The organism is Clostridium sp. (assembly GCF_040797585.1).
Taxonomy (GTDB): domain Bacteria; phylum Bacillota; class Clostridia; order Clostridiales; family Clostridiaceae; genus Clostridium_Z.
The window spans coordinates 1-24,949 of record NZ_JBFNEO010000014.1 but is presented as its reverse complement, the minus strand read 5'-3'; the positions used below and the strand labels follow the sequence as shown (position 1 = coordinate 24,949).

The 24,949-nt window shown below is 29.6% G+C and carries 21 protein-coding genes and 1 tRNA gene; 16 read left to right on the top strand and 6 right to left on the bottom strand.

The features are described from left to right. Positions 1–158 precede the first annotated feature (158 nt). Together AB2369_RS01920 and AB2369_RS01915 are read left to right on the top strand one after the other, a co-directional pair. Positions 159–725 carry a TetR/AcrR family transcriptional regulator gene (locus AB2369_RS01920; RefSeq protein ID WP_367664783.1) on the top strand — a complete coding sequence of 189 codons (567 nt, stop codon included), beginning with the start codon at positions 159–161 and terminating at the stop codon, positions 723–725. 145 nt (positions 726–870) lie between these two features. Then, positions 871–3,324 (top strand): YhgE/Pip family protein, encoded by a 2,454-nt coding sequence (locus AB2369_RS01915; RefSeq protein WP_367664782.1) that lies wholly within the window; start codon positions 871–873, stop codon positions 3,322–3,324. Between the two features lie 372 nt (positions 3,325–3,696). Here AB2369_RS01915 and AB2369_RS01910 read toward each other — a convergent pair whose 3' ends face one another. The 3 genes from AB2369_RS01910 to AB2369_RS01900 form a co-directional block, all read right to left on the bottom strand. After that, positions 3,697–5,292, bottom strand: a complete 1,596-nt coding sequence (locus AB2369_RS01910; RefSeq protein WP_367664781.1) for an ABC1 kinase family protein — start codon at positions 5,290–5,292, stop codon at positions 3,697–3,699. Between the two features lie 147 nt (positions 5,293–5,439). Further along, a complete protein-coding gene (locus AB2369_RS01905; RefSeq protein ID WP_367664780.1) occupies positions 5,440–5,757 on the bottom strand; it encodes a phasin family protein in 318 nt (105 codons plus the stop codon). Between the two features lie 237 nt (positions 5,758–5,994). Continuing rightward, entirely contained in the window at positions 5,995–7,392 is a 1,398-nt protein-coding gene (locus AB2369_RS01900; protein WP_367664779.1) for a pyruvate carboxylase subunit B, read from the bottom strand. Between the two features lie 183 nt (positions 7,393–7,575). On the opposite strand from AB2369_RS01900, the gene AB2369_RS01895 reads away from it, so the two are divergent. From AB2369_RS01895 to AB2369_RS01885, 3 genes are all read left to right on the top strand, one after another. Then, positions 7,576–7,650 (top strand) — tRNA-Arg (locus AB2369_RS01895). A 393-nt stretch (positions 7,651–8,043) separates the two neighbouring features. Then, a complete protein-coding gene (locus AB2369_RS01890; protein ID WP_367664778.1) occupies positions 8,044–9,285 on the top strand; it encodes an HlyC/CorC family transporter in 1,242 nt (413 codons plus the stop codon). A 113-nt stretch (positions 9,286–9,398) separates the two neighbouring features. Beyond that, positions 9,399–9,845, top strand: coding sequence for a nucleoside deaminase (locus tag AB2369_RS01885; protein WP_367664777.1), 447 nt, complete (start codon positions 9,399–9,401; stop codon positions 9,843–9,845). Positions 9,846–9,968: 123 nt separating this feature from the next. Here the strand turns inward: AB2369_RS01885 and AB2369_RS01880 are convergent, their stop codons facing one another. Further along, complete coding sequence (locus tag AB2369_RS01880) at positions 9,969–10,547, bottom strand: CD3073 family putative ECF transporter S component (protein ID WP_367664776.1); 579 nt, start codon at positions 10,545–10,547, stop codon at positions 9,969–9,971. A gap of 190 nt (positions 10,548–10,737) precedes the next feature. Between AB2369_RS01880 and AB2369_RS01875 the strand changes: the two genes are divergently transcribed. Then, entirely contained in the window at positions 10,738–11,220 is a 483-nt protein-coding gene (locus AB2369_RS01875) for a CD3072 family TudS-related putative desulfidase (RefSeq protein ID WP_367664775.1), read from the top strand. A gap of 146 nt (positions 11,221–11,366) precedes the next feature. Here the strand turns inward: AB2369_RS01875 and AB2369_RS01870 are convergent, their stop codons facing one another. After that, positions 11,367–12,770, bottom strand: a complete 1,404-nt coding sequence (locus AB2369_RS01870; RefSeq protein ID WP_367664774.1) for an MATE family efflux transporter — start codon at positions 12,768–12,770, stop codon at positions 11,367–11,369. 310 nt (positions 12,771–13,080) lie between these two features. Here AB2369_RS01870 and AB2369_RS01865 point away from each other — a divergent pair, with 310 nt between their 5' ends. The 9 genes from AB2369_RS01865 (at position 13,081) to aroQ (ending at position 22,722) form a co-directional block, all read left to right on the top strand. Then, a complete protein-coding gene (locus tag AB2369_RS01865) occupies positions 13,081–13,761 on the top strand; it encodes a Crp/Fnr family transcriptional regulator (protein WP_367664773.1) in 681 nt (226 codons plus the stop codon). A 72-nt stretch (positions 13,762–13,833) separates the two neighbouring features. Further along, entirely contained in the window at positions 13,834–14,526 is a 693-nt protein-coding gene (gene ric, locus AB2369_RS01860) for an iron-sulfur cluster repair di-iron protein (protein ID WP_367664772.1), read from the top strand. A 589-nt stretch (positions 14,527–15,115) separates the two neighbouring features. Continuing rightward, entirely contained in the window at positions 15,116–15,706 is a 591-nt protein-coding gene (rpsD, locus tag AB2369_RS01855; protein ID WP_367664771.1) for a 30S ribosomal protein S4, read from the top strand. Positions 15,707–16,255: 549 nt separating this feature from the next. Then, complete coding sequence (locus tag AB2369_RS01850; RefSeq protein WP_367664770.1) at positions 16,256–16,681, top strand: flavodoxin; 426 nt, start codon at positions 16,256–16,258, stop codon at positions 16,679–16,681. Between the two features lie 416 nt (positions 16,682–17,097). Continuing rightward, on the top strand, positions 17,098–18,024 hold the full coding sequence (locus AB2369_RS01845) for a DUF2935 domain-containing protein (protein ID WP_367664769.1): 927 nt from the start codon (positions 17,098–17,100) through the stop codon (positions 18,022–18,024). Positions 18,025–18,330: 306 nt separating this feature from the next. After that, complete coding sequence (gene aroB, locus AB2369_RS01840) at positions 18,331–19,395, top strand: 3-dehydroquinate synthase (protein WP_367664768.1); 1,065 nt, start codon at positions 18,331–18,333, stop codon at positions 19,393–19,395. Positions 19,396–19,494: 99 nt separating this feature from the next. Next, positions 19,495–20,760 (top strand): 3-phosphoshikimate 1-carboxyvinyltransferase, encoded by a 1,266-nt coding sequence (gene aroA / locus AB2369_RS01835; RefSeq protein ID WP_367664767.1) that lies wholly within the window; start codon positions 19,495–19,497, stop codon positions 20,758–20,760. 172 nt (positions 20,761–20,932) lie between these two features. Then, the gene (aroC, locus tag AB2369_RS01830) at positions 20,933–22,012 is read left to right on the top strand and encodes a chorismate synthase (protein ID WP_367664766.1); all 1,080 of its coding nucleotides are present in this window, start codon (positions 20,933–20,935) and stop codon (positions 22,010–22,012) included. Between the two features lie 275 nt (positions 22,013–22,287). Continuing rightward, positions 22,288–22,722, top strand: coding sequence for a type II 3-dehydroquinate dehydratase (aroQ, locus tag AB2369_RS01825; RefSeq protein WP_367664765.1), 435 nt, complete (start codon positions 22,288–22,290; stop codon positions 22,720–22,722). A 281-nt stretch (positions 22,723–23,003) separates the two neighbouring features. Here aroQ and AB2369_RS01820 read toward each other — a convergent pair whose 3' ends face one another. Then, positions 23,004–23,507, bottom strand: coding sequence for a hypothetical protein (locus AB2369_RS01820; RefSeq protein ID WP_367664764.1), 504 nt, complete (start codon positions 23,505–23,507; stop codon positions 23,004–23,006). Positions 23,508–23,973: 466 nt separating this feature from the next. Between AB2369_RS01820 and AB2369_RS01815 the strand changes: the two genes are divergently transcribed. Next, on the top strand, positions 23,974–24,949 hold a 976-nt coding region (locus AB2369_RS01815; protein ID WP_367664763.1), incomplete at its 3' end, for a leucine-rich repeat domain-containing protein.

Here is a 24,949-nt window from a genome sequence, read left to right as displayed (position 1 = left end):
GTATATATTTTAACCTATATTAAGTACATAATTCAAATTATAAACCTGAAAGTATGATTATACAGAAAATTTTGTATAAAGAATAATTTTTATTGTATGTGTAGTAAACTTGGAGTATTATTAAGATGAATTTACATTACAACTTGGAGTGATTAATTATGAATAAAACAAAGAAAGCTATATTTCAGTCCGCAGTAAAAGTTTTTTCAAACTCTGGATATAGTGGAGCTACTATGGATGATATAGCATTAGCGGCAGGGGTTGCTAAGGGTACCTTATACTATCATTTTAAAAGCAAAGAAGAAATCTTTAATTATATAATGAGTGAGGGAATGGATCTTATAAAAGATGAGGTGAAAAGTGCAGCAGATGCTGAGGAAAATGTTTTATTAAAAATGAGAACTATGGTTAGGATTCAATTAAAGCTTGTTTATGAAAATAAGGACTTCTTTAAAGTGATTATGAGTCAAGTATGGGGGCAAGAACTTAGGCAATTAGAACTTAGAAAACTTCTTCAAGGATACCTAGAAATAATAGAGGGATATCTTGAAGAAGCCATGGAGCATGGGGTTATAAAAAAGGGAGATAGTAAATTCATGGCATATACTTTCTTCGGAACCTTATGTTCAGCAGCTATTTATGAGTTAATAAATTCAAAGGATACAGATATTGATGGACTTATAGATAGCTTAATGGAATATGTTTTAAAAGGAATACAGAATTAACTTGTAAAGTTTAGGTTTTAACCTAAACTTTATTTTTTTGTTGACACCAAATTGAAAAAGAGGTATATATATAATATAAACTGACTGGTCAGTACAAAAGATAAAATCAGTAAAAACAATTAAATATAGAAAAGGGGGATGGATTATGAACTTTTTAAAAATTGCAAAGCAAGATATAAGTAGTACATTTAAAAATAGATTTATTAGAATATCAGTAATAGCAATTATAATAGTACCACTACTGTATAGTCTTCTTTATCTTGCAGCATTCTGGGACCCGTATAATAAACTAAATGATCTTCCAGTTGCAGTTGTAAATATGGACAAAGGTGCCATAAAGGATGATGAAGATTTTAATGCTGGAAAGGATGTAGTTGATAAACTTAAGGAGAATTCAGTTATTGGATGGAAGTTTGTATCCTATGAAGAAGCACAAAAGGGTGTTGAAGGAGATAAGTATTATGCAGCATTTGTAATACCAGAAAACTTTTCAGAAGAGGTTATGAGTGCTAAAGATGGGGCTCCTAAGGAGCCTAAAATATTCTATACAGCTAATGAGAAGAGAAACTTTTTAGCAGCACAAATCAATGGAAAGGTTCTTGTAGAATTAAAGGGAGAAATAAGTAAGAATATAACAAAGCAGTATACAGAAGTAGCATTTGATAAAATGTATGAACTTAAAGATGGAATGGAAAAGGCAGCAGATGGAAGCAAGGAGCTTTCAGAGGGGCTTGATACATTAAATAGCAAGGTTCCAGAGTTAAGTGATGGAGTAGAAAAGCTATATGATGGTTCAGGACAATTAAAAGATGGACTTGGAGAATTAAATTCTAAGATTCCTACATTATCAGGGGGAGTTAATCAGTTACAAGATGGAAGTAAAACCTTGTCTACTTCTTTGGATCAATATAGAAATTCAGCTATTAATCCCGTTGCCACTGGAATTAAAGATTTAAACAATGGACTAAAAGGCTCAGTATTACCTGGTGCAAAGAAGCTAGAAGAGGGATCTTATAATTTAGCAAAGGGATTAGGACAAGCTATTCAATCATCTAAACCTTTAAGTGATGGGGCAGAAAGCTTAAGTAATAATTTATCTAAGCTACAAGATGGAGCTAGTAAGCTAAAGGATGGAGAGAAGAGTCTAGAAGCTGGTATTGGAAGCTTAAAGGAAGGATCTAATCAGGTTGCTAATGGAGTAGATGCATTAATTGATGAATCTACAAAAGCTCAAGGAAAACTTCAGAGTTCAGTTGAAAATAATTTAAAGAAGTATTTAGCTTCAAATCCAGAGGCTATGAAAGATCCTAATATGCAAATGTTTTTAAAAGATTTAGAGGAAATAAAACAAGAATCTAAGGCAAGTTTACCTCAGGTAGCTTCGTTAAAGAAGGGAGCTCATGATTTAAATAATGGAATAAGTAGCTTTGGACAGGGCATTGAAGGATTTATAAAAGGATCAGAAGAGTTTTCTAAGGGAGCAACATTATACTCAGAAGGAGCTAAAAGTTTTTCTCTAGGAGCTAATAGTCTCACAGGAGGAATTAAAGTTCTTCATAAGGGAGCAGAAGATTTAAACTCAGGATTAAGGGGTTTAAATAGTGGACTTAATGATAAATTTTCAAAAGGACTTGAGAAAATAGATGGCAGTATGCCTATGGTAGTAGACTCTACTAATAAGCTATATGATGGTGCTAAAAAACTAGATGGAGGACTTTCAGAGCTTTCAGGAAATGTTCCAGTTTTAGCAGAGGGTGTAATTAAACTATATGATGGATCTAATGCTTTAAATACTGGACTTGGAGAATTAAATAGTAATATTCCAGAGCTAAGTGATGGAGTGACTAAACTATATGATGGCTCTAAGGAATTAAGTGATAAATTAGGCGATGGATCTCAGCAGTTAAAAGATAATTTAAAGAATGACAGTGAGACCATGGGAAAATTTGTTTCAGAACCAGTTAAGATGGATGAGACCAAGTTTGATGCGGTACCAGACTATGGAACAGGATTTGCACCTTATTTTATACCATTATCCTTATGGATAGGAGCTCTTATGATGTTCTTTATAATAACTGATAAGGTAGAAGGGGGAGAGGATGCAACACCAGGTTCTCTAGTGTTAGGTAAGTTTTTATCCTATGGATATATAGGTATAATTCAGGCGGTATTAACTAGTGTGGTAGTCTTATTCCTAGGATTAAAGCCAGCTAATTTACCTTTATATATTTTATTTAATGTATTCTTATCTTTTGTATTTATATCTATAATCCAATGCTTTATATATTTACTTGGAGAAGCAGGAAGGTTATTATCTATAGTACTATTAGTACTTCAATTAACTGCATGTGCAGGAACTTTTCCATTAGAAGTTGTTCCTGATTTCTTTAAAGCTCTTAATCCATTTATGCCATTTACTTATGCAGTGTCTGGACTTAGAGAGCTTATTTCAGGGGTAGATTACTCTGTGCTTACTAAAGACTTTGTAGTTCTAGGGTCTACAATGGTAGTATTCCTAGTTATATCAGTAATAATGAAGGGACATGCAGATAAACTACAAGAAAGAGTAAGAAATAAAAAAGAAGAAGTGGCTATTTAGTAACTAAAATATAATTCCCAAAAAGAAACACTAAGAAAATTAACTTTCTTAGTGTTTTTCTATAGTTTTTTAAGCTTGAATCTTAACTTATAATGCCTTAAACCCTTTAAAATCTTGGACTTTAAGTAGTGCATAAGCTAAGTTTTGAATTAAAAACCCTATGTAGGATTCTAAAGTTAGTTCTTAACTTATATATCCTTTAAAAGCCTGATTTATTAATAGATATATAAGTTAATTTTTAAGATAGGAACTCTATATAGGGTTCCTAACTGAGTTCTTAACTTATACCAATGATTTTTATCTTGTGACCTTATGGCGTGAAGACCTGTATAACTTAAGAATTAACATAGGAACTCTATAGATATAGTAAATCTACATAAGACCTGATTTAAGGATTGATATTAAAAGTAGAATTCCAAACAATGCGGAGAGACCAAATCCTATTATACCAACTAGTGACAGACCATACATTTGAGGTCCTACACTAAGATTTAGTATAAGACTAGAGCCTACAATCATAGCAGATACTACAAGACCAAATACCATCCTATTTATCATTTTATTTAAAGAGTTTAGTGGCTTATCTAAATTTTTAAGATCCATTTGAAGTTTGGTTCTACCACTTAATATAGCATCACTAACATCAACTATTTTGCTCGGAATTTTTAAGCTTTCTTTTATAAAACTATATCCCTTAAGGCTTAATTCGTTACTTGATAGTTTAGATAAAATATTAGAATTGTCTCTTACATAGGGTATGGCAATATCTAATATTTTAAGATTAGGAGCTAATAATGAAATAGTACTCTCAAGAAGTACTAGACTTTTCATAACTAAGGTTAAGTCCTTAGGCAGTTGCACATTATGTTTTTTAACAAGATTAAATATATCCTCAAGGATTAAAGATATTTTAAGATTGGATATGGAAGAAGATAGATAACTATCAAATATGTATCTCATATCTTCATAAAGAGAATTCTTATCTACATAACCTTTTCTAATACCTATAGATAGAAAAACATTAATAAGTTTATTTATATCTTGGAGAGCGAGGGCTATGATTGCGTCATTTAAAGCGTCTTTTAAGTTATCAGAGAGAACTCCCATAATTCCGAAATCAATAAAACAGATTTTTGTATCTTTAATAAGTATGTTTCCAGGATGAGGATCACCGTGGAAAAAACCATCTTTAAACACTTGCTTTAAAAAACCGATAGCTAATTTTTTAGCTATATCCTCTAAATCGTAATCTTCTTCCTTTAAAGTTTTTATATTATCTATTTTTATCCCTTTAATATTCTCTAGGGTTAATACTTTAGAACTGCTTAGCTCTTCTACCACATAAGGAGTATATATGAAGGCTACATTTTTATTAAACTTAGAGAAGGTTTTTATATTGCTTATTTCTATATCAAAATCTAGCTCTTCCTTAGAAGCTTCCCATATTTCGTCTATGGCATCATATGGATCTATAGGGGAAGAGGCAAATCTACTCCTAGCAAATTTAAAAATTTTCTTGATAATATGTATATCAATCTCCATTTTTTCCCTAACATGAGGACGTTGAACTTTAATTATAACTTCTCTACCATCTATAAGAGTTGCACTATGAACTTGAGATATAGAGGCTGAGGCTAGAGGGGATTTATTAAATTTAAGAAATGATTCATCAATGGATTTACCGAATTCATCCCTAAATACCTCATCTATTTCCTCAAAGCTAATAGGGGATACATTGTCTTGAAGTTTTCTCAGTTCATCTATATATTCCCTAGGAATAAGGTCAGAGCGTGTACTTAAAATCTGTCCTATCTTAACAAAGGTAGGACCAAGTTCTTCAAAGGCCTTGCGTAAATCTTTAGCAGAAGGATTTTTCTTTTTAATTTTTAAGTCTATAATAAAATCAAAGCCATAGTTTGTAAAAACCTTAACTATTTCTTTGAAACGTTTGTGATACCTATTGTACATAGATCCTCCTAATAAATAACATTAATCCAATAGCATTAACTAAATAAATTTTAATATAGGTTTTAAAGTTAATTTCTAACGTATACAAATATTCTTATGCATTAATGGCTGCCCTAATACAATAAGACAGCCATACTATAATTATTTTTAATTTTCTTCAAGAACTTTTATTCTTTCCTCTAAAATAGAAATCTGATTTTTTAATTCTTGAACCTGAAGTTGTGATGCGAATTTCATGTCTTCTAAAATATTGGCTAGATCTTCTCTTGTAAGTGGAATAACTTTTTCAGAGATTTTATCAGAGGAAGTTTTAATATTCTTCTTAAGTTCTGATGAAAGTTCTTTCCCCTCTTCAATAGATAGCTTTCCCTTTTCAACAAGATCTTCTATAACTTTTGAAGACTTTTCATAAGTATAGGCTATTGATCCAAGACCAGCAAGTAGTATTTTCTTTAAATCTTCCATATATTATATACCTCCTATATTAGAACGGCTATATGGCCTTACTGATTTAACTTAAACTTATAAATATATTTCAAAGTACCTATAAGTTTAGATTAAATCTATATATAAGGTCTATAGTAACATTATACTATAATGGGAATATTATTAATAGTTAAAGTAAAGCAGAGAAAATAATATTCCTACTTATAATATTATAACCATTTAAAAAAAGAAAAACACATAGGGAAACCCTATGTGTTATATAACTTCTCCAGCATTCATTTCTCTTGCTACTTCTGCAGAAGGAGAGTTCTTTTTATTTTTAAGAAAATCTTCAGCTATTTGAGGGAAGAGTATATAAGATAAAACATCTTCGTCCTTTGTTGTTATATCCTTAAGCTCTTTTTTAGTTTCCTCAAATATTGGATCTAAGGTATCTGCAAATCTTCCTGTTATAGGAGTGTCATTTCCTAGAGCTTTCTTAGAAACTTCAGGGTTTATGTCTCCAGGAGCCTTACCATATTCTCCTCTACAATAAGATTTTACTTCTTTTAAAATCATTTTATATCTTTCACCAGTTAGTATGTTAACTGTAGCTTGAGTACCCACCATTTGGCTCATAGGAGTAACAAGAGGAGGATAACCTAAATCTTCTCTAACACTTGGAATTTCGTTTAAAACCTCATCCAGCTTGTCTATGGCATTTTGCGCTTTAAGCTGAGATATCATATTTGAAAGCATTCCACCTGGAATTTGATAAGTCAAAGCTTCAGGCTGAGGAGTTAAGACTTTAGGGTCAAGTACTCCACTCTTTAGGAAGTTTTCCCTTACAGGTTTAAAGAAGTCGTTTATAGTTTTTAAGGATTTAGAATTAATTCCAGAATCAAATCCGCTTGCCTTTAATGCAAAATGCATAGATTCAGTAGGAGGTTGTGCAGTACCGGAAGATAAAGCAGATATAGATGTATCTATCCCATCAACTCCAGCCTCAGCAGCCTTTAAATAAGACATTTCTGCTAAACCGTTAGTTGAGTGAGAGTGAAGATAAACAGGTAATTTTACTACTTCTTTAATGCTCTTAACTAAGTCATAAGCAGTTTGAGGCATGATAAGACCTGCCATATCTTTTATACATATAGAATTTGCTCCCATATTTTCAAGCTGTTTTGCTAAGTTAACATAGTTATCCATATCATGAATAGGACTTACAGTGTAAACTATAGTACCTTGAGCATGAGAACCTTGCTTTTTAACCTCATCCATAGCTACTTCAATATTTCTATAATCATTTAAAGCATCAAATATTCTAAATATATCCATACCGTTGTAAGAAGATAGTTTAACAAAGTTTCTAACAACATCATCTGGATAGTGCTTATATCCTAATATATTTTGGCCTCTTAATAACATTTGAAGAGGTGTTTTCTTACATATCATCTTTATCTTTCTTAATCTTTCCCATGGATCCTCATTAAGGTAACGAATACAAGAATCAAAAGTAGCTCCACCCCAACATTCTAATGAATGATATCCTGCATTATCTAATTCATGAAGAATAGGTGCAAAGTCATCAAAGGGTAGTCTGGTAGCAATTAAAGACTGCTGAGCGTCTCTAAGTACAGTTTCCGTAATGTTTATTTTTTTCAATAAAATCACCTCATAGATAAATTTGTGGCTTGTAAACTATTACTCAAAATCATTTTAACAAATAGAATGCAATAAATCTATTATTTTTCAGAAAAAAGTAACAAAAGTGGCAAAAGGTTTTTTTAAGGTTATAACCATTGACAAATCATTTTAATTGAATTAAAATGTACTATGTAATAATTTTACATACATGCCTTCATAGTTCAATGGATAGAACAATCCCCTCCTAAGGGATAAATGCTGGTTCGATCCCGGCTGAGGGTACCAGTTCCTAATTATTTAATATTAGGAACTTTTTTTTATTATGTAAAACTATATTGTTATAGTATTTCAATAATAAGGGTACTTTATAACTATGGAAATTTACTAAGATAACTTTTAAAATAATACATTTAAAATCATGAAAACTATATCTAAAAAATATAATATTTATATAAACATGAATAATAAAATGAAATACTTAATAAATAAAAGAGAAGACAAGTCTTATAAAAAAAATTAGACCTATTTTTATCTAGCGGCGCCTTTTGAGGGAAAACATGAACTGTAAACCATTAGTAGATATAATAAATACAAGAAAAATATGATATAATTTATTATAGTCTTGTTATATTCAAGACATTTCAGAAAATTAATATATACTTTAGGAGAGTGGTACTTTTGGAACCTGGCACGTGGCAAATAATTCTTTTAGTAATTCTTTTACTTATATCAGCTTTTTTCTCAGCGTCAGAGACAGCATTAATGTCTCTAAGCAAGATAAGAATAAAGCATATGGTAGAGGAAGGAATTAAGGGTGCGGATAAAATAGAAAAACTTATAGGAAATCCTAATAAGTTATTAGGAAGTATACTGATTGGAAATAACGTAGTAAATATTGGAGCTTCGGCTTTAGCTACATCTATTGCAATAAATACCTTCGGTAATGAAGGAGTAGCTATGGCAACTGGAATAATGACTGTTCTTGTTCTTATATTTGGAGAGATAACTCCGAAATCTTTAGCAGTACAAAATTCAGAAAAAATATCTTTAAAGGTAGTTAAGGCAATATCTATAGTTGTCACTGTATTAAAACCTATAGTTACAATATTTAATTATATTTCAGCTCCATTTATAAAGCTTTTAGGTGGAACTTCAGCAAAAACTCAGCCCTTTATAACTCAAGATGAGCTTAAAACCATGGTAGATGTAGGAGAAGAAGAAGGGGTACTTGAAATACAAGAAAAGGAAATGATCTACAATGTTTTTGAGTTTGGAGACCTTCAAGTAAAGGATGTTATGGTTCAGAGGGTTGATATAGAAGCTATAGAAATAGATTCTACCTATGAAGAGGTTATGGAGTTAATTAAAAGAGAGCAATTTTCAAGAATTCCTGTTTATAAGGAAACTATTGATGATATAGTTGGAATTTTAAATGTAAAGGACTTACTTATTTTAGATGATGTTGAAAAATTCTCTATAGAATCTAGTATGAGAGAACCTTATTACACCTATGAATTTAAAAAGATAATGGATCTATTTAGAGATATGCAAAAGAATAGGGCCTATATGGCGGTGGTTTTAGATGAGTATGGTGGAACAGTTGGAATAGTTACTATGGAGGATTTAGTTGAGGAAATAGTAGGAGAAATAGAAGATGAATATGATGATGAAGAGGATAGGGAAATAGAGGTAATTAAAGAAGATGAATATATAGTTTTAGGTAATGCTAGAATAGATGACTTTAATGACCTTATAGGAACTAATATAGAGTCAGAAGAATTTGATTCTATAGGAGGATTCATCATAGGACAGCTTGGTAGATTTCCAGAAATGGGGGAGACTATTGAGTATCAAAATATCAAGTTTATAATAGAAGAACTTGATAAAAACAGAGTAAGAAAAGTTAGAGTTTATACTTAAAGACCATAATTTTAATTATGGTCTTTTTATTTTGCATCAATATATGGTAATATTATGAAGTAAGATTCTGAGGGATATAAGATTAAGTAAACTCTTTGAGAGGGATAAAAGTTATGGATTATATGAAGGAAGCCTTAAAAGAGGCTGAGAAGGCAAAGGATTTAGGGGAAGTTCCAGTAGGAGCAGTTATAGTTAAAGATGGAGAGATTATAGCTAGGGGACATAACAGACGAGAAAAGCTAAACTCTGTATTAGCCCATGCTGAGATTATGGCAATAAATGAAGCTACAAAAATAATTAACAATTGGAGATTAGATGGTTGTTCTATGTACGTGACCTTAGAGCCATGCCCTATGTGCGCTGGAGCTATACTTCAATGTAGAGTAAGTAAGGTATATATAGGAACCTTTGATCCAGTATCAGGAGCCGGGGGATCTATAATAAATATATTAGAAAATGATAATTTAAATAAATGGACTGATGTAAAATGGTGCTATGATGAAAAGTGTAGCAGTATTTTAACTGACTTTTTTAAAGAGAGAAGAAAAAAAGATATGTAGATTATTTAAACATTAATAAAGAGGCTGTTATAAGACATAAAGATAATAAAGTTCCTGTTTCTTATATATTACTTACACAACCTCTATTGCATCATTAAGTATTAAAATTTTATTATATAGGTTTTAAATATTAGAACTATAACTTTTATATTTTAGTGGTATGTATTTTAATATTGATGTTACTAATAAACAACTTAGTATTTTATCTATAAAATTCTCCACTACTCTTGGGATAAAGGCGGCAGAAAAGATTTCAAATCCAGAGTTCTTTAGTATAGTAAAAAATACATCAGTTCCAGAACCAACAACTCCACCAAATAGATATATAGAAATAGGGGTTCCTACTAGTGGACATAGAATAGAAAGAAATATTCCTGTTAATATAGCTGTTTTAAAGCTAAAGTTAAATTTCTTAGAGATTAGTCCTACTGATAATCCAACCATCATATTAACTAAGAAGAAGGGAATTGTTCTAGGATTTCCAGATAATATAGGTGATAGTATATTTGAAACAGCTCCTACTGTGGCTCCACTTATTGGACCAAAGAGGACTGCTATAAAGATAGTACCTATAGTATCTAAAAAAACATATTGAGACAGGAAAGGTATTCTTGCACATAAGGCACCTAAGGTTATATTTATACCTATGGCAATAGAACATAGAATTAAGATAAAAGCTTTATTATTCCTCAGTTTAATCACATCCTTCTTATTATATATTCAATAATAATTCTAATGAATTAAGAGCAATATTAGAAATAGTTTATATTTATGGAATAATTAAGAGGTATTCATAATATCAATAATTCAACATTTCAATAGGATATATAGATAAAATAAATAGTGAATTGAAATTTTAATATATAAATTTATTATGTGGGGTGAATTATAAATGAAGAGAGGGAATAGAGTAGTTGTTGTTAGTCATTGTATATTAAATCAAAATAGTGTGGTTAGTCCACTAGCAAGGGCTAAGGGTGCTTTCCATATAATAAGACCAATATTAGATAAGGGGATAGGTATAATACAACTTCCTTGTCCAGAGTTTAGATTTTTGGGACTTACAAGAAAACCTATGACTAAAGAAGAGTACGATTGTCCTGAATATAGAATACTTTGCAGAAGTTTGGCAGAGCCTGTAGTTAAAGATTTAATTGAGTATGAAGCTAATGATTATGAAATAGTAGGTCTTATAGGAATAAATCATAGTCCGACCTGTGGAATAACAGGGGGAAGGGGAATATTTATGGAGGAGTTTATAAAGATTCTCATAAGTCATGATATAAATCTTAAGAGATTTGAGATACCAGCATGTAATTTAGATGATAAGTGGGATGAATTAAAGGAAGAGTTGGTTCACACTTTTAACATATAAAACAAATAGGCGTTGTTACTAATCCTTAAAATATTTAGTAACAACGCCTATTTTTATTTATTGATTATATATTTGTAAGTTAAAATTAATTCTTTTACTTAACCTTATAGTAAGGTAAATATATAATTAGTCGACTAACTAAGTGGTTATATTAAACCCTCTTCTAAAGGTTTTTCAGGTAAAGAATTTAATATTCTTATTTGTATTATGAACATAATTATTGTAACTGAAGTAGCAAGTCCATCTGCTATTGGCTCAGCTAGTATTACACCATATGCACCTAAGTCATACAATCTTGGAAGTATTATCATAAGTGGTACAAGAAGAATAACTTTTCTTAACATAGCCAAGAATATAGCTATGTTTGCTTTTCCTATAGCAGTGAAGAAGTTCTGGCAAGCAGCTTGAATTCCTAGCATAAACATCATAAACATATAAGTTCTAATTTGACTTAATGCTAAATCTATAAGCTGAGCATCACTACTAAATACTTTTATTAATAGAGTAGGTGCAAACATAGATAATAACCAGAATATAGCTGAAAGAGTAAAACAAAAGGTTATAGAGGCTTTAATTGCTTCTTTTACTCTAGAGTAATGTTTAGCACCATAGTTATATCCTATTATTGGTTGAGCTCCTTGAGTTACGCCAATTATAGGCATAAAGAATACTTGCATTAAACTACTTAAGATTGTCATAGAACCTATATACATGTCACCACCATATTTTAAAAGAGTACTATTAGCAGTTACTTGAACTAAACTATTAGTTATCTGTATTGTAAAAGATGATGATCCTAAACTTAGTATCTGTTTTACAGTTTTAAGTTTAAGCTTTAGATATTTAAACTTAATCTTTATTATTGTAGTTTCACCTTTTAAGAATATGAATGTCCAAATTGCGGATATTCCTTGAGAGAGTATTGTAGCTAAAGCAGCACCCTTTACTCCCATATCTAAGCCATATATGAACAATGGATCTAAAAGTATATTTAAAACTGCACCTATTAATATAGTAAACATACCCATAGTGGTGAATCCTTGAGAGTTTATAAAGTAATTCAATCCAACACTAATCATTACGAAAATAGTTCCAAGAGAATATATAGTTAAGTATTCATTAGCGTATTGGAAAGTATTTTCTGTTGCTCCGAACATATATAGTAGTTTTTCCTTAAATATTAAGGTAAGAATAGTAAGAATAACTCCAAATATAATAAGTAATGATAAAGAATTTCCTAGTAGCTCTTCAGCTTCATCTTTTTTCTTTTCACCTAATCTTATAGAAGCTATAGGTGCTCCACCTGAACCAACTAGTGCACTAAAGGCTGCAATTATTAAGGTTATAGGAAAAGCTATACCAAGAGAGGTTAATGCAGTGGCACCAATACCTTCTATGTGTCCTATATACATTCTATCTACTATATTATATATAGCATTTACTAATTGAGCTGCTATACAAGGTAAAGATAGTTTGATTAATAGTTTTCCTACATTTCCTTTTAAGAGTTTGTCTTGCAGACCCTTATCTTGAGTTTTGTTTTGAGACATATAAGAACCTCCTTATGAAATTAATAAATTATTTATAAAGCAACATAATATATTTTATATAATAAATAGAGAATATATATAGATGTCATGTAAAGATTCTCTAAATTTTATTATACTAGCTTAATAATTAGAATTAGTAAAGCACTCATAGTTTTCTCTTATTTTTATAAATACACTCATAGAAACACCTCTAAATAAAATATTATCTACAGTATATTATCTCTATTCTCATTGATTTAGTAAACCTAAGATTTTAATTATGATATTATTTTTACATATAATAAATTTCAGGCTAAAGGATTGGTGTGTTATGAAGTGTACTCAATGTCTTGATAGATTATGTGCTAAAAAGGTTCCTATATTTTCTGTTTTACCCAATAATGTTTTATTAGAACTTGTGAATATGTCATCCCATGAAGACTATAAAAAAGGCGATATTATCTGTTCACCTAATGACAAGAGTTCACAGCTATTTATAATAAATGAAGGAAGTATTAAGATATATACTTATACAAATGAGGGGAAGGAACAAATTCTTCATATTCTTAAAGAAGGGGATTTCTTTGGAGAGCTTTCTTTGTTCAGAGATGAATATTATGATTTTTACGCTTCTCCTTTAGGAAATGTGAAGCTGTGTATATTTACTCAGGATGATATAAAGATTCTTATAGGTAAATATCCAGAGATATCTTTTAAAATATTAGAAGTATTTTCCGAAAGAATATCTAAACTACAAAAGCTTGTAGAAACTTTGGCAACAAATGATGCTGAGAGTAGAATAATAAATTTGTTGCTAGACCTTTCAAAGGAAGGGGGAAGTCCTAATAAAGAAGGGATTGAAATTACCCTGCCTATTTCTAAGGAGGATATGGGAAATTATACTGGTGTTGCTCGTGAGACCATAAGTCGTAAATTAAAAAAACTAGAGGAGGAAGGAGTTATAAAAATTCTAAGTAATAAAAAAATTGTTTTAAAAAATAAGAAAAATTGATTTAAATCACATATATATTTTTATGTTTATACTAGAATAAAGTCATGAAATATATAGGGAGTGATTACAGTTATGTTTAATAAGGAAGATAATTTAGGATATATAGTTGCTAATTTTATGGATTCAGCTAAAATTTTTAATAAATATCATATAGATTATTGTTGTAATGGTAATAGAAGTCTTATTAAATCCTGTGAGGAGCAGGGGATTAATCCAGATAAGTTACTTGAGGAGATAAACTTAGAATATTTAGAGGCACTACAAGGAGATGCTCCACTTAAGACTTTTATTGAATTTAAAAGTGATGATTTAATAGATCATATAAATAACACTCATCATAAATATACTAGAGATGAGGTAGTGGAAATAGAAGCTCTTATAAATAAAATATTAAGAGTACATTATGATAATCATGGAAAAATGTTAGAAGAAGTTAGAGAAAAGTTCTTATTACTTAAAGAGGATATACTAGGTCATTTAGAAAAAGAGGAAGAGAGCATATTCCCCCTTATGAATGAGTATATGAAAAATAAAGATATATCCACGCTTCTAAGAATAAGGGAGCTTATAGGAGAGGGACATGAAGAACATGATACAGCAGGAAATATATTAAAGGATATTAGGAATATAACTAATAATTACAATATAGATTCCTCTATGTGTACTACATTTAAGTTGACTTATAGTAAGCTTGTAGCCTTAGAAGAAGACTTGTTTACTCATATTCATAAGGAAGAGAGTATATTATTCCCAAGATATCTTTAAAGTATAAAATTCAATAATCTTAGTAGAAATTAGAGAACAAGACAGCCAATAGATTATATGAATATATTCTATTGGTTGTTTTATTATGGAATTTTAAAATATAAACTAAGCAAATTAAAATAGGCTTAATACAATACTATAGGCGGAATATTTAAAATAGCAGTATTTAAGGTTTAAGCAGCATCTATGGGACTATCAGGAATACCTTTAGCTGCTACAATATGAAGATAATAGCTGTTTTTATTTGTAAAAAATTTACTAAAGTCTTAATAATCATTAAAATATATAAAGGAAATTTTCAGGTGTTAGAAGATAGGAACTGATTTAGATATAGAAGAGGAAAGACTAGATCTATATCTAAAGATAAAAATGATGTGATTTCATAGCATACATATAGGTATAATAAATAGTTCTATAATTTTAAACATAAGGAGTTAAAGTTTAATTATTACATATAAATTTATAAATTCTACACATGGTAAATGAAAACAGTTCTCATTTAATCTTTTTTAATGTATAATGTAAAGCATATGGCACTTAGCAATAATTATCGCGGCAATTATTAAGATAATTATTTTAGGAGGGCATTATGGCCAAGATAAGAACACCAAGATTTAAATTAAGCAGAAGACTAGGAGTAAATATTTATGGACATCCAAAAGCAATGGAGAGATATAAAAGAGAAACTAGTAGAGAAGGTAAGAAATTATCAAACTATGGAGTACAGCTTTTAGAAAAGCAAAAGATCAAATCTTACTATGGAGTATTAGAGAAGCAGTTTAGAAGATACATGGAAAAAGCCATGAAGAGCCATGAGATTACAGGTGACGCTTTAATTAAACTTTTAGAGTGTAGATTAGACAACCTTGTATATAGAATGGGATATGCAAATTCTATACGTCAAGCAAGACAAATGGTTAACCATGGACACATGTTAGTTAATGGACAAAAAGTTGATATTCCTTCATATGGAGTTAAAGTAGGAGATGAAATAACTCTAAGAGAGAAATCCAGAAAAAATGAAATGTTTAACGACAATTTCATTAATATTATAAACGTACTACCTTACATAGAGAAGGATACAGAAACTTTCAGTGGCAAACTAGTTAGAATGCCTGAAAGACATGAAGTACCAGTAGAGGTTAATGAGCAAAAGGTAGTTGAGCTTTATTCTAAATAAAAACCCATAATACTTTTTAAAGTTTATTTTGATTCCTATAGGATACCCATACCTATAGGAATCATATTTTTATATAAGAAAATATTATAAGTTTTAAATTATATGTGATAAAGATGTATATCATAGATAATTAAATCATATTTTTATTTGTTAATATATAAAATTATTACTATAGGATTTCCATGTTAATTCTTAAGTTATACATGTTTTCAAGACCTAATGAAGTAAACTAGAAATTATAAGTATAAGTTAAGAATCCAGTTATGAACTCTATAATTATAGAGTTCATAAGGCTTAATGAGTAATTATAATTATTTAAAGGAAGCAGAATTTAAAAGTTATTATAAAAGTCTTATAGATAAGTTTAGATTTATTTATAAAACATATATGGAATTTTACAGATAAGTAAATTTTATAAATTAAAAGGTTAAATTTATAAGACTTTATTTTTAAACCATGTATAATAATAATTGAAAATGAAAATCAATATTAATTAAAAGGATTAAAGTTAATCATATATTTATGATTACTTTAGTTAGGAGGGGTTTTATGAGCAAGGTTACTATAATTTATTGGAGTGGAACGGGGAACACTGAGGAGATGGCAAAGCTTATAGAAAGAGGGGCTAAGGAATCAGGTGCAGAAGCCGTTTTACTAAATGTATCAGAAGCTACTGAGGAAATCATAAAAGATTCAGAGATTATAGCTTTAGGATCACCATCTATGGGGAACGAAGTTATAGAAGAAGGAGAAATGGAACCATTTGTAGAGTCAATTAAAGACTTAGTAAAAGGTAAAAAGCTAGGTTTATTTGGATCTTATGGATGGGGAAGTGGAGAATGGATGGAAAGCTGGGTAGCAAGAATGGAAGGCTATGGAGCACAAGTTGTTGAAGAAGGCATCATAGTAAATTCATTCCCAGAAGGAGAAGAAGCTGATAAATGTATAAATTATGGTAAGATTTTAGCTTCATAAAATAATCCAATTAATATTAATGACATAATTCTTAAAAACTAATTTACATTAAAACCAAATAATTACACACAGTTACAGGCGGTATGTATCTATTCGCCAGTAGATATATATTCTCCAGATTTTAATGATTAATTACACCCCTATATCTATGCCTTATAAGATATAGGTCCTCCTAAGATAAGGCGAGACGTTATAAATCAATGTGTCCGTAGAAAAAAATGTCACCATCTAAAAAGATGGTGACATTTTTATTTTGTAACTAAAAGTATGAATATAAAACTAAGTATTAAAGAATATGATAAAATTAGAAACTCTATTTGTCACCTTAATCAAATAATATATGGAAGATAGTGGCAAAACACATCTTTTATTAATATAATATTGAGATTAAAGTTTTTATTTAGGAGGATTCATATATGTTATCTAGTGGTGACTTTATAAAACAATCATTAGAGTTACATCTCTTTTTTGCACGTATTATGAAGGAGCACTCATTTTTTTTAGAAATAGGGTTTACACCAGTGAATTCAAACTTTATACGTCAGGCAAATATTTTTAAAAGAGCATTCGGCAGGCTTTTAGCAGAGACTATACACTTCTCTAATGGCGTTGTTAGTCCTAGTGTATTAAAATCAGGAGAGGTAGTAACACCTTATACATTAAATGCAGAAATGGCTTCATCGCGTTTTACAGGTGTTAAACTTGAACCAATTTTAACAAAATTAGAGTTAAAGTTAATGGGAAATAAGACACCAATGAGTAACTCTATGCTTGAAAATAAGATATCGATTCTTAATGGAAAAGCAATAAGACTAATATCAGCATTAATAAATTTCAAAACTATGGTATTATCTCAGGTTTTATCGTGCAAAATCTTTACGACTAATTATCCAGAGCTTATACATCATATTTTACAAGAGGCAAAATTTTACTTAAATATAGTTAAGGGATTACAGAAGCGTGAGAAAATTAATTTAAAAGAAGAGTCCTATAAGCAAGAAGTTTTCTGGGATCATATTATGGCTGAGCATGCTGAATTTATTCGTGGCTCTCTTGACCCAACTGAGAAAGAGCTTATTAAGACTGCTGATAAGTTTGCAGATAAATTTAATAACTTAGAAATGGAAGCAAGAGAAGCAATGAAAAAAGGTACTTCAATCTCGGACCTTACCGAGGAGACTATTAAGGCAACTAAGGAGATACGTGATTTTAAAAAGGATGGTACAAAAGGAATACTAGAATGTAAGATTAGATCTATAATAATACCTTTGATGGCAGATCATACCTTACGTGAAGCAAACCATTATTTACGATTATTAAAAGTATTTGAGGAAAGTGAATAATAAATCAAAGAAGTAGTAATTTAAAATAGATAATTTATTTAAATGTAGACTTTTTAATAATTATATATGCTTACTATCATAATAGATTAAGTTATATATAGAATTATTTATGTATTATATATAAAATATAAAGAGAAGGACCTTACTATAGATTTATAATAAGGTCTTTTTTAAATTTAGAAAGTTAGTTTGAAATAATATATTCTTTTAAAATAAGAATTATAGTATAGATAAATCAATGATATAGAATATATAGAGGCTTCTTAATAAAAGTAAATTTAACTATAGATTTTAGGAGGAGTTAATATGAAAAAGTTAAGAGTTAATTTAAAGGAAAATAGTTATGATATTTTAATAGATAAAGGAATTTTAAGCACTATAGGAACAGAGGTAAGAAAAGTTTTTAGTGGAAATAAGATAGCTATAATTACAGATGAAAATTTAGAAAGTTATTATAAAAAAGTTATTGAAAAAAGTCTTTTAGAGGAAGGCTTTAATGTAAAAACAATAGTTCTTAAACCAGGAGAGAAAACAAAGGATTTTAGTACTCTTCCCTATATATATGAAGAGATTTTAGATTTTAATCTCACAAGAAGTGATCTTATAATAGCCTTTGGTGGAGGGGTAATAGGAGATATAGCTGGCTTTGTAAGTGCTACATATTTAAGGGGAATAAGTTTCATTCAGGTTCCAACATCCCTTCTAGCCCAAGTGGATAGCAGTGTAGGGGGAAAGGTAGCTGTGGATTTACATAGAGGAAAGAATTTAGTTGGAGCTTTCTATCAGCCTAAGCTAGTTATAATAGATGTTAATGTTTTAAATACCTTAGAGGATAGATTTTTTAATGACGGAATGGCAGAGGTTATAAAGTACGGTTGTATAAAGGATAAAAAGCTTTTTTCTATGCTTTGTAACTTAAATGGTAGGGAAGAAGTTATGGAATACATAGAAGATATAGTCTATAAATGTTGTGATATTAAAAGAGAAGTTGTTGAAAGGGATGAAAGAGATACTGGAGAGAGGATGATATTAAATTTTGGTCATACTCTAGGTCACGCTATTGAAAAGTATTATAACTATGAAACTTTTACTCATGGAGAGGCAGTAGCAGTAGGTATGCATCTAATCACAACTTTAAGTGAAGAAAAACAATTGACTAAAAAGGGAGTCTCTAGCTTATTAAAACAGATACTTATTAAATATAATTTACATTATAATATAGATATTAAAGATAAAAATAGTCTTATGGAAAATATAAAACTAGATAAGAAAAATTTAAATAATAGTCTTAATTTAATATGTATTAAAGATATAGGAGAATGTTGCATATTAAAAGAAGATATGAGTTTCTTTGAAACTTTAACATTATAATATTAAAATTTTTATAAGGCAGTCGTTGAGTTATAGGGTTTTGGATTTAAGGTGAAAACCCTATATAAGAATTATTATGGTATATAGGAGGGAAGGAAAGTGAATCTATTAAAGATAAATCCTAGATTGTTAAATGGAGAAGTAAATATACCACCATCAAAAAGTATGGCTCATAGAGCTATAATTTGTGCATCTTTAAGTAATGGGTTTAGCACCATAGAAAATATCGATTTATCTGATGATATTATAGCAACCATAGAAGGAATGAAGTCTATGGGAGCTATTATAAATATTAAAGATAAAACAGTTATGATTCAAGGAATAAATACCTTTGAGAAGAAAGATATAACTATTGATTGTAATGAATCTGGATCAACCCTAAGATTTTTAGTTCCTATATCTATAATTAATGAAAATAAGGTAAGGTTTATAGGAAAGGGAAATCTAGGAAAGAGACCTCTTAAAACCTATTATGATATATTTGATGAAAAACATATAAATTATAACTTTAAGGAAAACATATTAGATTTAACCATAGAAGGAAGGTTAAAATCAGGAGAGTATAGAGTTAACGGAAATATAAGCTCTCAATTTATAAGCGGTCTTTTATTTTCACTTCCTCTATTAGAAGATGCTTCTAGATTAATAATAACTACAGAGCTTGAATCTAGAGGATATATAGATCTTACCCTGTCAGTAATGAAGGATTTTGGAGTAGACATAGAAAATAAAAGATATAGGGAGTTCATAATAAAAGGTAATCAAATTTATAAACCAAGAAACTATAGTGTTGAAGGCGATTATTCTCAAGGGGCATTTTTCTTATGTGCTGGAGCTATTGGTAATGATATAAAGTGTTTTAGGCTTAATGAAAAATCTCTTCAAGGAGATAAAGAGGTTATAAGCATATTAAAGGCAATGGGAGCTAACATATTTAATAATGAATATATAAAGGCAGAAAAGGATAATTTAAAGGGAACTATAATAGATGGATCTCAATGTCCGGATATTATACCAATTCTTACAGTGGTGGCAGCTTTAAGTGAAGGGGTTACCATAATTGAAAATGCTTCTAGGCTTAGGATAAAAGAATGTGATAGATTAAAAGCTATTAGTACAGAGCTTAATAAAATAGGAGCTAACATAATAGAAAAAGAAGATGGACTTATAATAAACGGAGCATCAGAATTTACTGGGGGAGAGGTTTATAGCTGGGATGATCATAGAATAGCTATGGCTTTAGCTATAGCATCTACAAGGTGTAAAGAATCCTTAATCATAAGAAATCCTATGTGTGTTAAGAAATCTTACCCTAGCTTCTTTGAAGATTTTAAAGCTTTAGGAGGGGAGTACTCCTATCTTTAATCTATATGATGGCTATAAGCTGTAATACCCCATCCTCTTAAAAGGTAGGGGATAACAGTTGCTACGCCCCTAGATTAACTCATCTAACCTTCAGATGTGGAAAGAATATCACCTGAAGGAAGATTCGTTCTATGGGGACGGTTAATAATTAATTTATCTGGAGGTGATATGCATGAGCGGAATGTGGGGAACTAACTTTAAACTTTCAATATTTGGGGAATCCCATGGAGAAGCTATAGGAGTAACCATAGATGGTATTCCCAGTGGCTTTCAAATAGATATTGATAATATAAAACAAGAGATGGAGAGAAGAGCTCCAGGGAGAAACTTAATATCCACCCAAAGAAAAGAAGGAGATATATTTGAAATTTTAAGTGGAATATTTAATGATAGAGCTACAGGAACGCCTCTTTGCTCAATAATAAGAAATAGTGATAAAAGGTCTAGGGACTATTCAAAGATGGAAAATATAATGAGACCTGGACATGCTGACTATACGGGAAACTTAAGATATAAAGGGTTTAATGACTATAGAGGGGGAGGGCACTTCTCAGGAAGAATAACTGCTCCTTTAGTATTTGCTGGAGCAATAGCTAAACAGATACTTAAAGAGAGGGGAATTGAAGTTTTAAGTCATATAAAATCCATAGCTAATATAGAAGATGAGAATATTGATTATTGTAATCCACCTATTAAAACCTTAGAATCTCTAAAAATAAAGGACATGGCTGTTATAAGTGATGAAGCTAAGGAAAAAATGAAGAACTGTATATTGGATGCTAGAAATAATAAGGATTCAGTAGGTGGAGTTATAGAATGTATTATCACTGGAATCAATGGTGGAGTGGGAAACCCATTTTTTGATTCCTTAGAAAGTACTATAGCTCATTTAGCCTTTTCAGTACCAGCTGTAAAAGGCATTGAATTTGGATATGGATTTGAAATAACAAAGCTTAAAGGTTCAGAGGCTAATGATGAGTATTATTACGAAAATAATCAGGTAAAAACCTATAGTAATAATAATGGAGGAATAACTGGAGGAATAAGCAATGGTATGCCAGTTGTATTTAAGGTTGCTATAAAGCCTACTGCCTCTATATTTAAATCTCAAAGAACTGTTAATATAAGTAAGAAAGAGAATACTGAAATTGAAGTAGAAGGAAGACATGATCCTTGCATAGTTCAAAGAGCTATTCCGGTAATTGAAGCCATAGCAGCTATAGCAGTAATTGATCTTATGGATTCGAAATAAAAAAAGTAGAGAATAGAGCTTGTTTTTTCAATTATATAAGGGATTAGTTAAGCAGTACTATTTAGATGTTATTTTAGTATGTAAGTAGAGGTTAAAAGTCATAGAAATGCTTATTATTTATTTTATTGAAGGTGGATTATAAAAAATAGTAGGAATTTCAAGTTTATAAATTATGATTGACACCTCATATAATATAAATTAAGATACGAAAAATCACCTTAACAAAGTTCTAATATATTTATGGTTTAAGTTAAAACTTAGGGAGAGGAATATATATGAGAATATTAATTATAAATGGTCCTAATATAAATATGTTAGGAATAAGAGAAAAAGATGTTTACGGAAATAAAACTTATGAGAGTATATGTGATTATATAAAAGATGAAGGAAAAAAAAGAGGAGTACATATAGATATAGTTCAAAATAACATAGAAGGAGAAATAATAAATTATATACAAGGAGCTTATTTTGAAAAGTATAATGGAATAATAATAAATCCAGGAGCCTATACACATTATTCTATAGCCATATATGATGCATTAAAATCCGTCGATATTCCATGTATTGAAGTACATTTAAGTAATATATATAAGAGGGAAGAATTTAGACATAAATCAGTAACTGCTCCAGCATGCATAGGGCAAATAAGTGGTCTTGGTGAATATGGATATATATTGGCAATAGATGGCCTTATTAACTTTATTAAATAGGGAAAATAGTAATAACCCAAAAGTGTTAAATAGAGTGATTTATACAATAGTGAAAAATGATTCAATAATTTTACAATAGATAAGTAGTTCTTTAGAATTCCATGTATAAAGCATGAAGCTAAGTGTTTCAGAAGCACTGATTTATTAGATAAGAAAAAAATGTCCATGAATACAAATGTGAAATTTGTATTCATGGACATTTAAATTTTGTCATTACTCATAGGATGTAGGTTTTAATCTTAATTATATGAGAATTCTTCATTCCTAAATAATATTTTATGCTAATCCCATATATCTTTCTTAGTAATCTTTATGTTAGAATCAAAATTTAATTTAAGATTTAAATCTCCAGAAGAATTTTTCCCAATTAGGCTAATAAAATACTTTCCATCTTCAGGGACAACAATATTAAAAGATGGTTGTTTATCTAACTTATGAAGGGTTAGGTCTTTATAGTTTGAATCTAACACAGCAATATATAATTTACCCTGAGAGATACTGGATTCATCTATTAGTTCTACTTTATCACCCTTATTTGCTGTAAACTCTACTGGCTTATATTCTCCTGTAAAATCAGAAAAATCAAAACTTACTCCCTGATCTGTTATCATATCATTTTTTAGAACTCCAAAATTTATTTGTTTATCTTTAATACCTAAATGCTTCTTTAAATCTCTACTATTTAAATTATTTTCATCTACTAATGCTAAAGATATTATTTTTATAAGGACAAATGTAATAATGAGAACAGAGCCATAAATAAGAGGCTTATTTATTTTTTTCATACTAACAAAACTCCTTTATATAATTTTTATCTTATTTCTAAACAGTCTTTACTAAATACTTTAGAGTAATAAAACTGCTTTGATTATATAGATTTTATATATTAATTATACAATAAAATTTACAAATATAACATTTTATTGAAAATGAGAAGGTCAGAGTACTAAATATATTCTAATGATTTATCTGATGGCTATAAGCTTTAATCCACCATCTTCTTAAAAGGTGTGGGATAACAGTTGCTACGCCTCTAGATTAACTCATCTAACCTTCAGATGGTGGAAAGAACACCAACTGAAGGAAGATTCGTTCTATAAATTAAAAAAATAATAGAACAAAGGTTAAGTATTAGAAAATTGTATTTAACAATATAAGGTAATTTGAGTAAAATGGATTTGTATTGTCAAATGGTAAAGAGTTTTTAGAATTAAGTTCTAAATAAGTAATTATGATGAAAGGATGTTAAGTATGAAAAAGAGGTATATCAATGTTTTAGGCAGGATTATGGTAATATTATTAGTCTTAACATTATCATTGCCGAGGTATTCAGCTAAAGCTTTTATGAGACGATCTCCTAGAGAAAGAAATATGGAATCATCACAAGATATAGTGATAAATATACCAGATGATAAATTAAGAGAGGTTATAAATAAAACTTTAGATAAAGATAGAAAAATAGATGAGAAAATTACAAAGAATGATATGGAATCAATTAAGGAGATAATATCGGATGATAAGATAGGATATTTGAATCATGAAGAAACAGCAGAACCCAAGGAGATACATGATAGAGGAATTAGGAGTATAGAGGGTTTAGAGTATGCTATAAATCTTGAAAAGTTAGATTTAAGTGAAAATAGAATAAGCGATTTAGAGCCACTAAAAAATCTTAAGAAACTTACTCACATAGACTTAGATAGAAATATGTTAGGAGACCTAACTCCATTATCTAAATTGAATAACTTAACTCGTTTAAATATATATAATAATGCTAATATTGTAGATACAGAACCCTTATCCCATCTTAAAAATTTAAAATGGCTTGATATGCATTTTTGCAATAGACGTACAGCTTCAGTAAAAGTAGATGGATTAGGGAAACTTGAAAACCTAGAATTTCTAAGTATAGATGATAACTTTATAGAAGATATAAGTTTTGCAGAGAACTTAACTAAATTAACAAGTTTTAGTTGTAATAATAATTACGTAATGGATTTAACCCCAGTACAAGACTTAGCTGTATCTGCCTATAATGATTGGACAGGAGATGCCTTTTTTAATATGTTTGGTCAAGGTTTAAAAAGACCTATAAATATTAGTGTAAAAAGTGAAGGGGGAGTTTACAAGATAAATGTACCTGCGGTTAAAAACAAAGCCTATGAGGAAAAAGTAAAAAGTGTAGCTAAAGAATATGGAGAGGAAGTAAATGTACCAGGTCTAGATG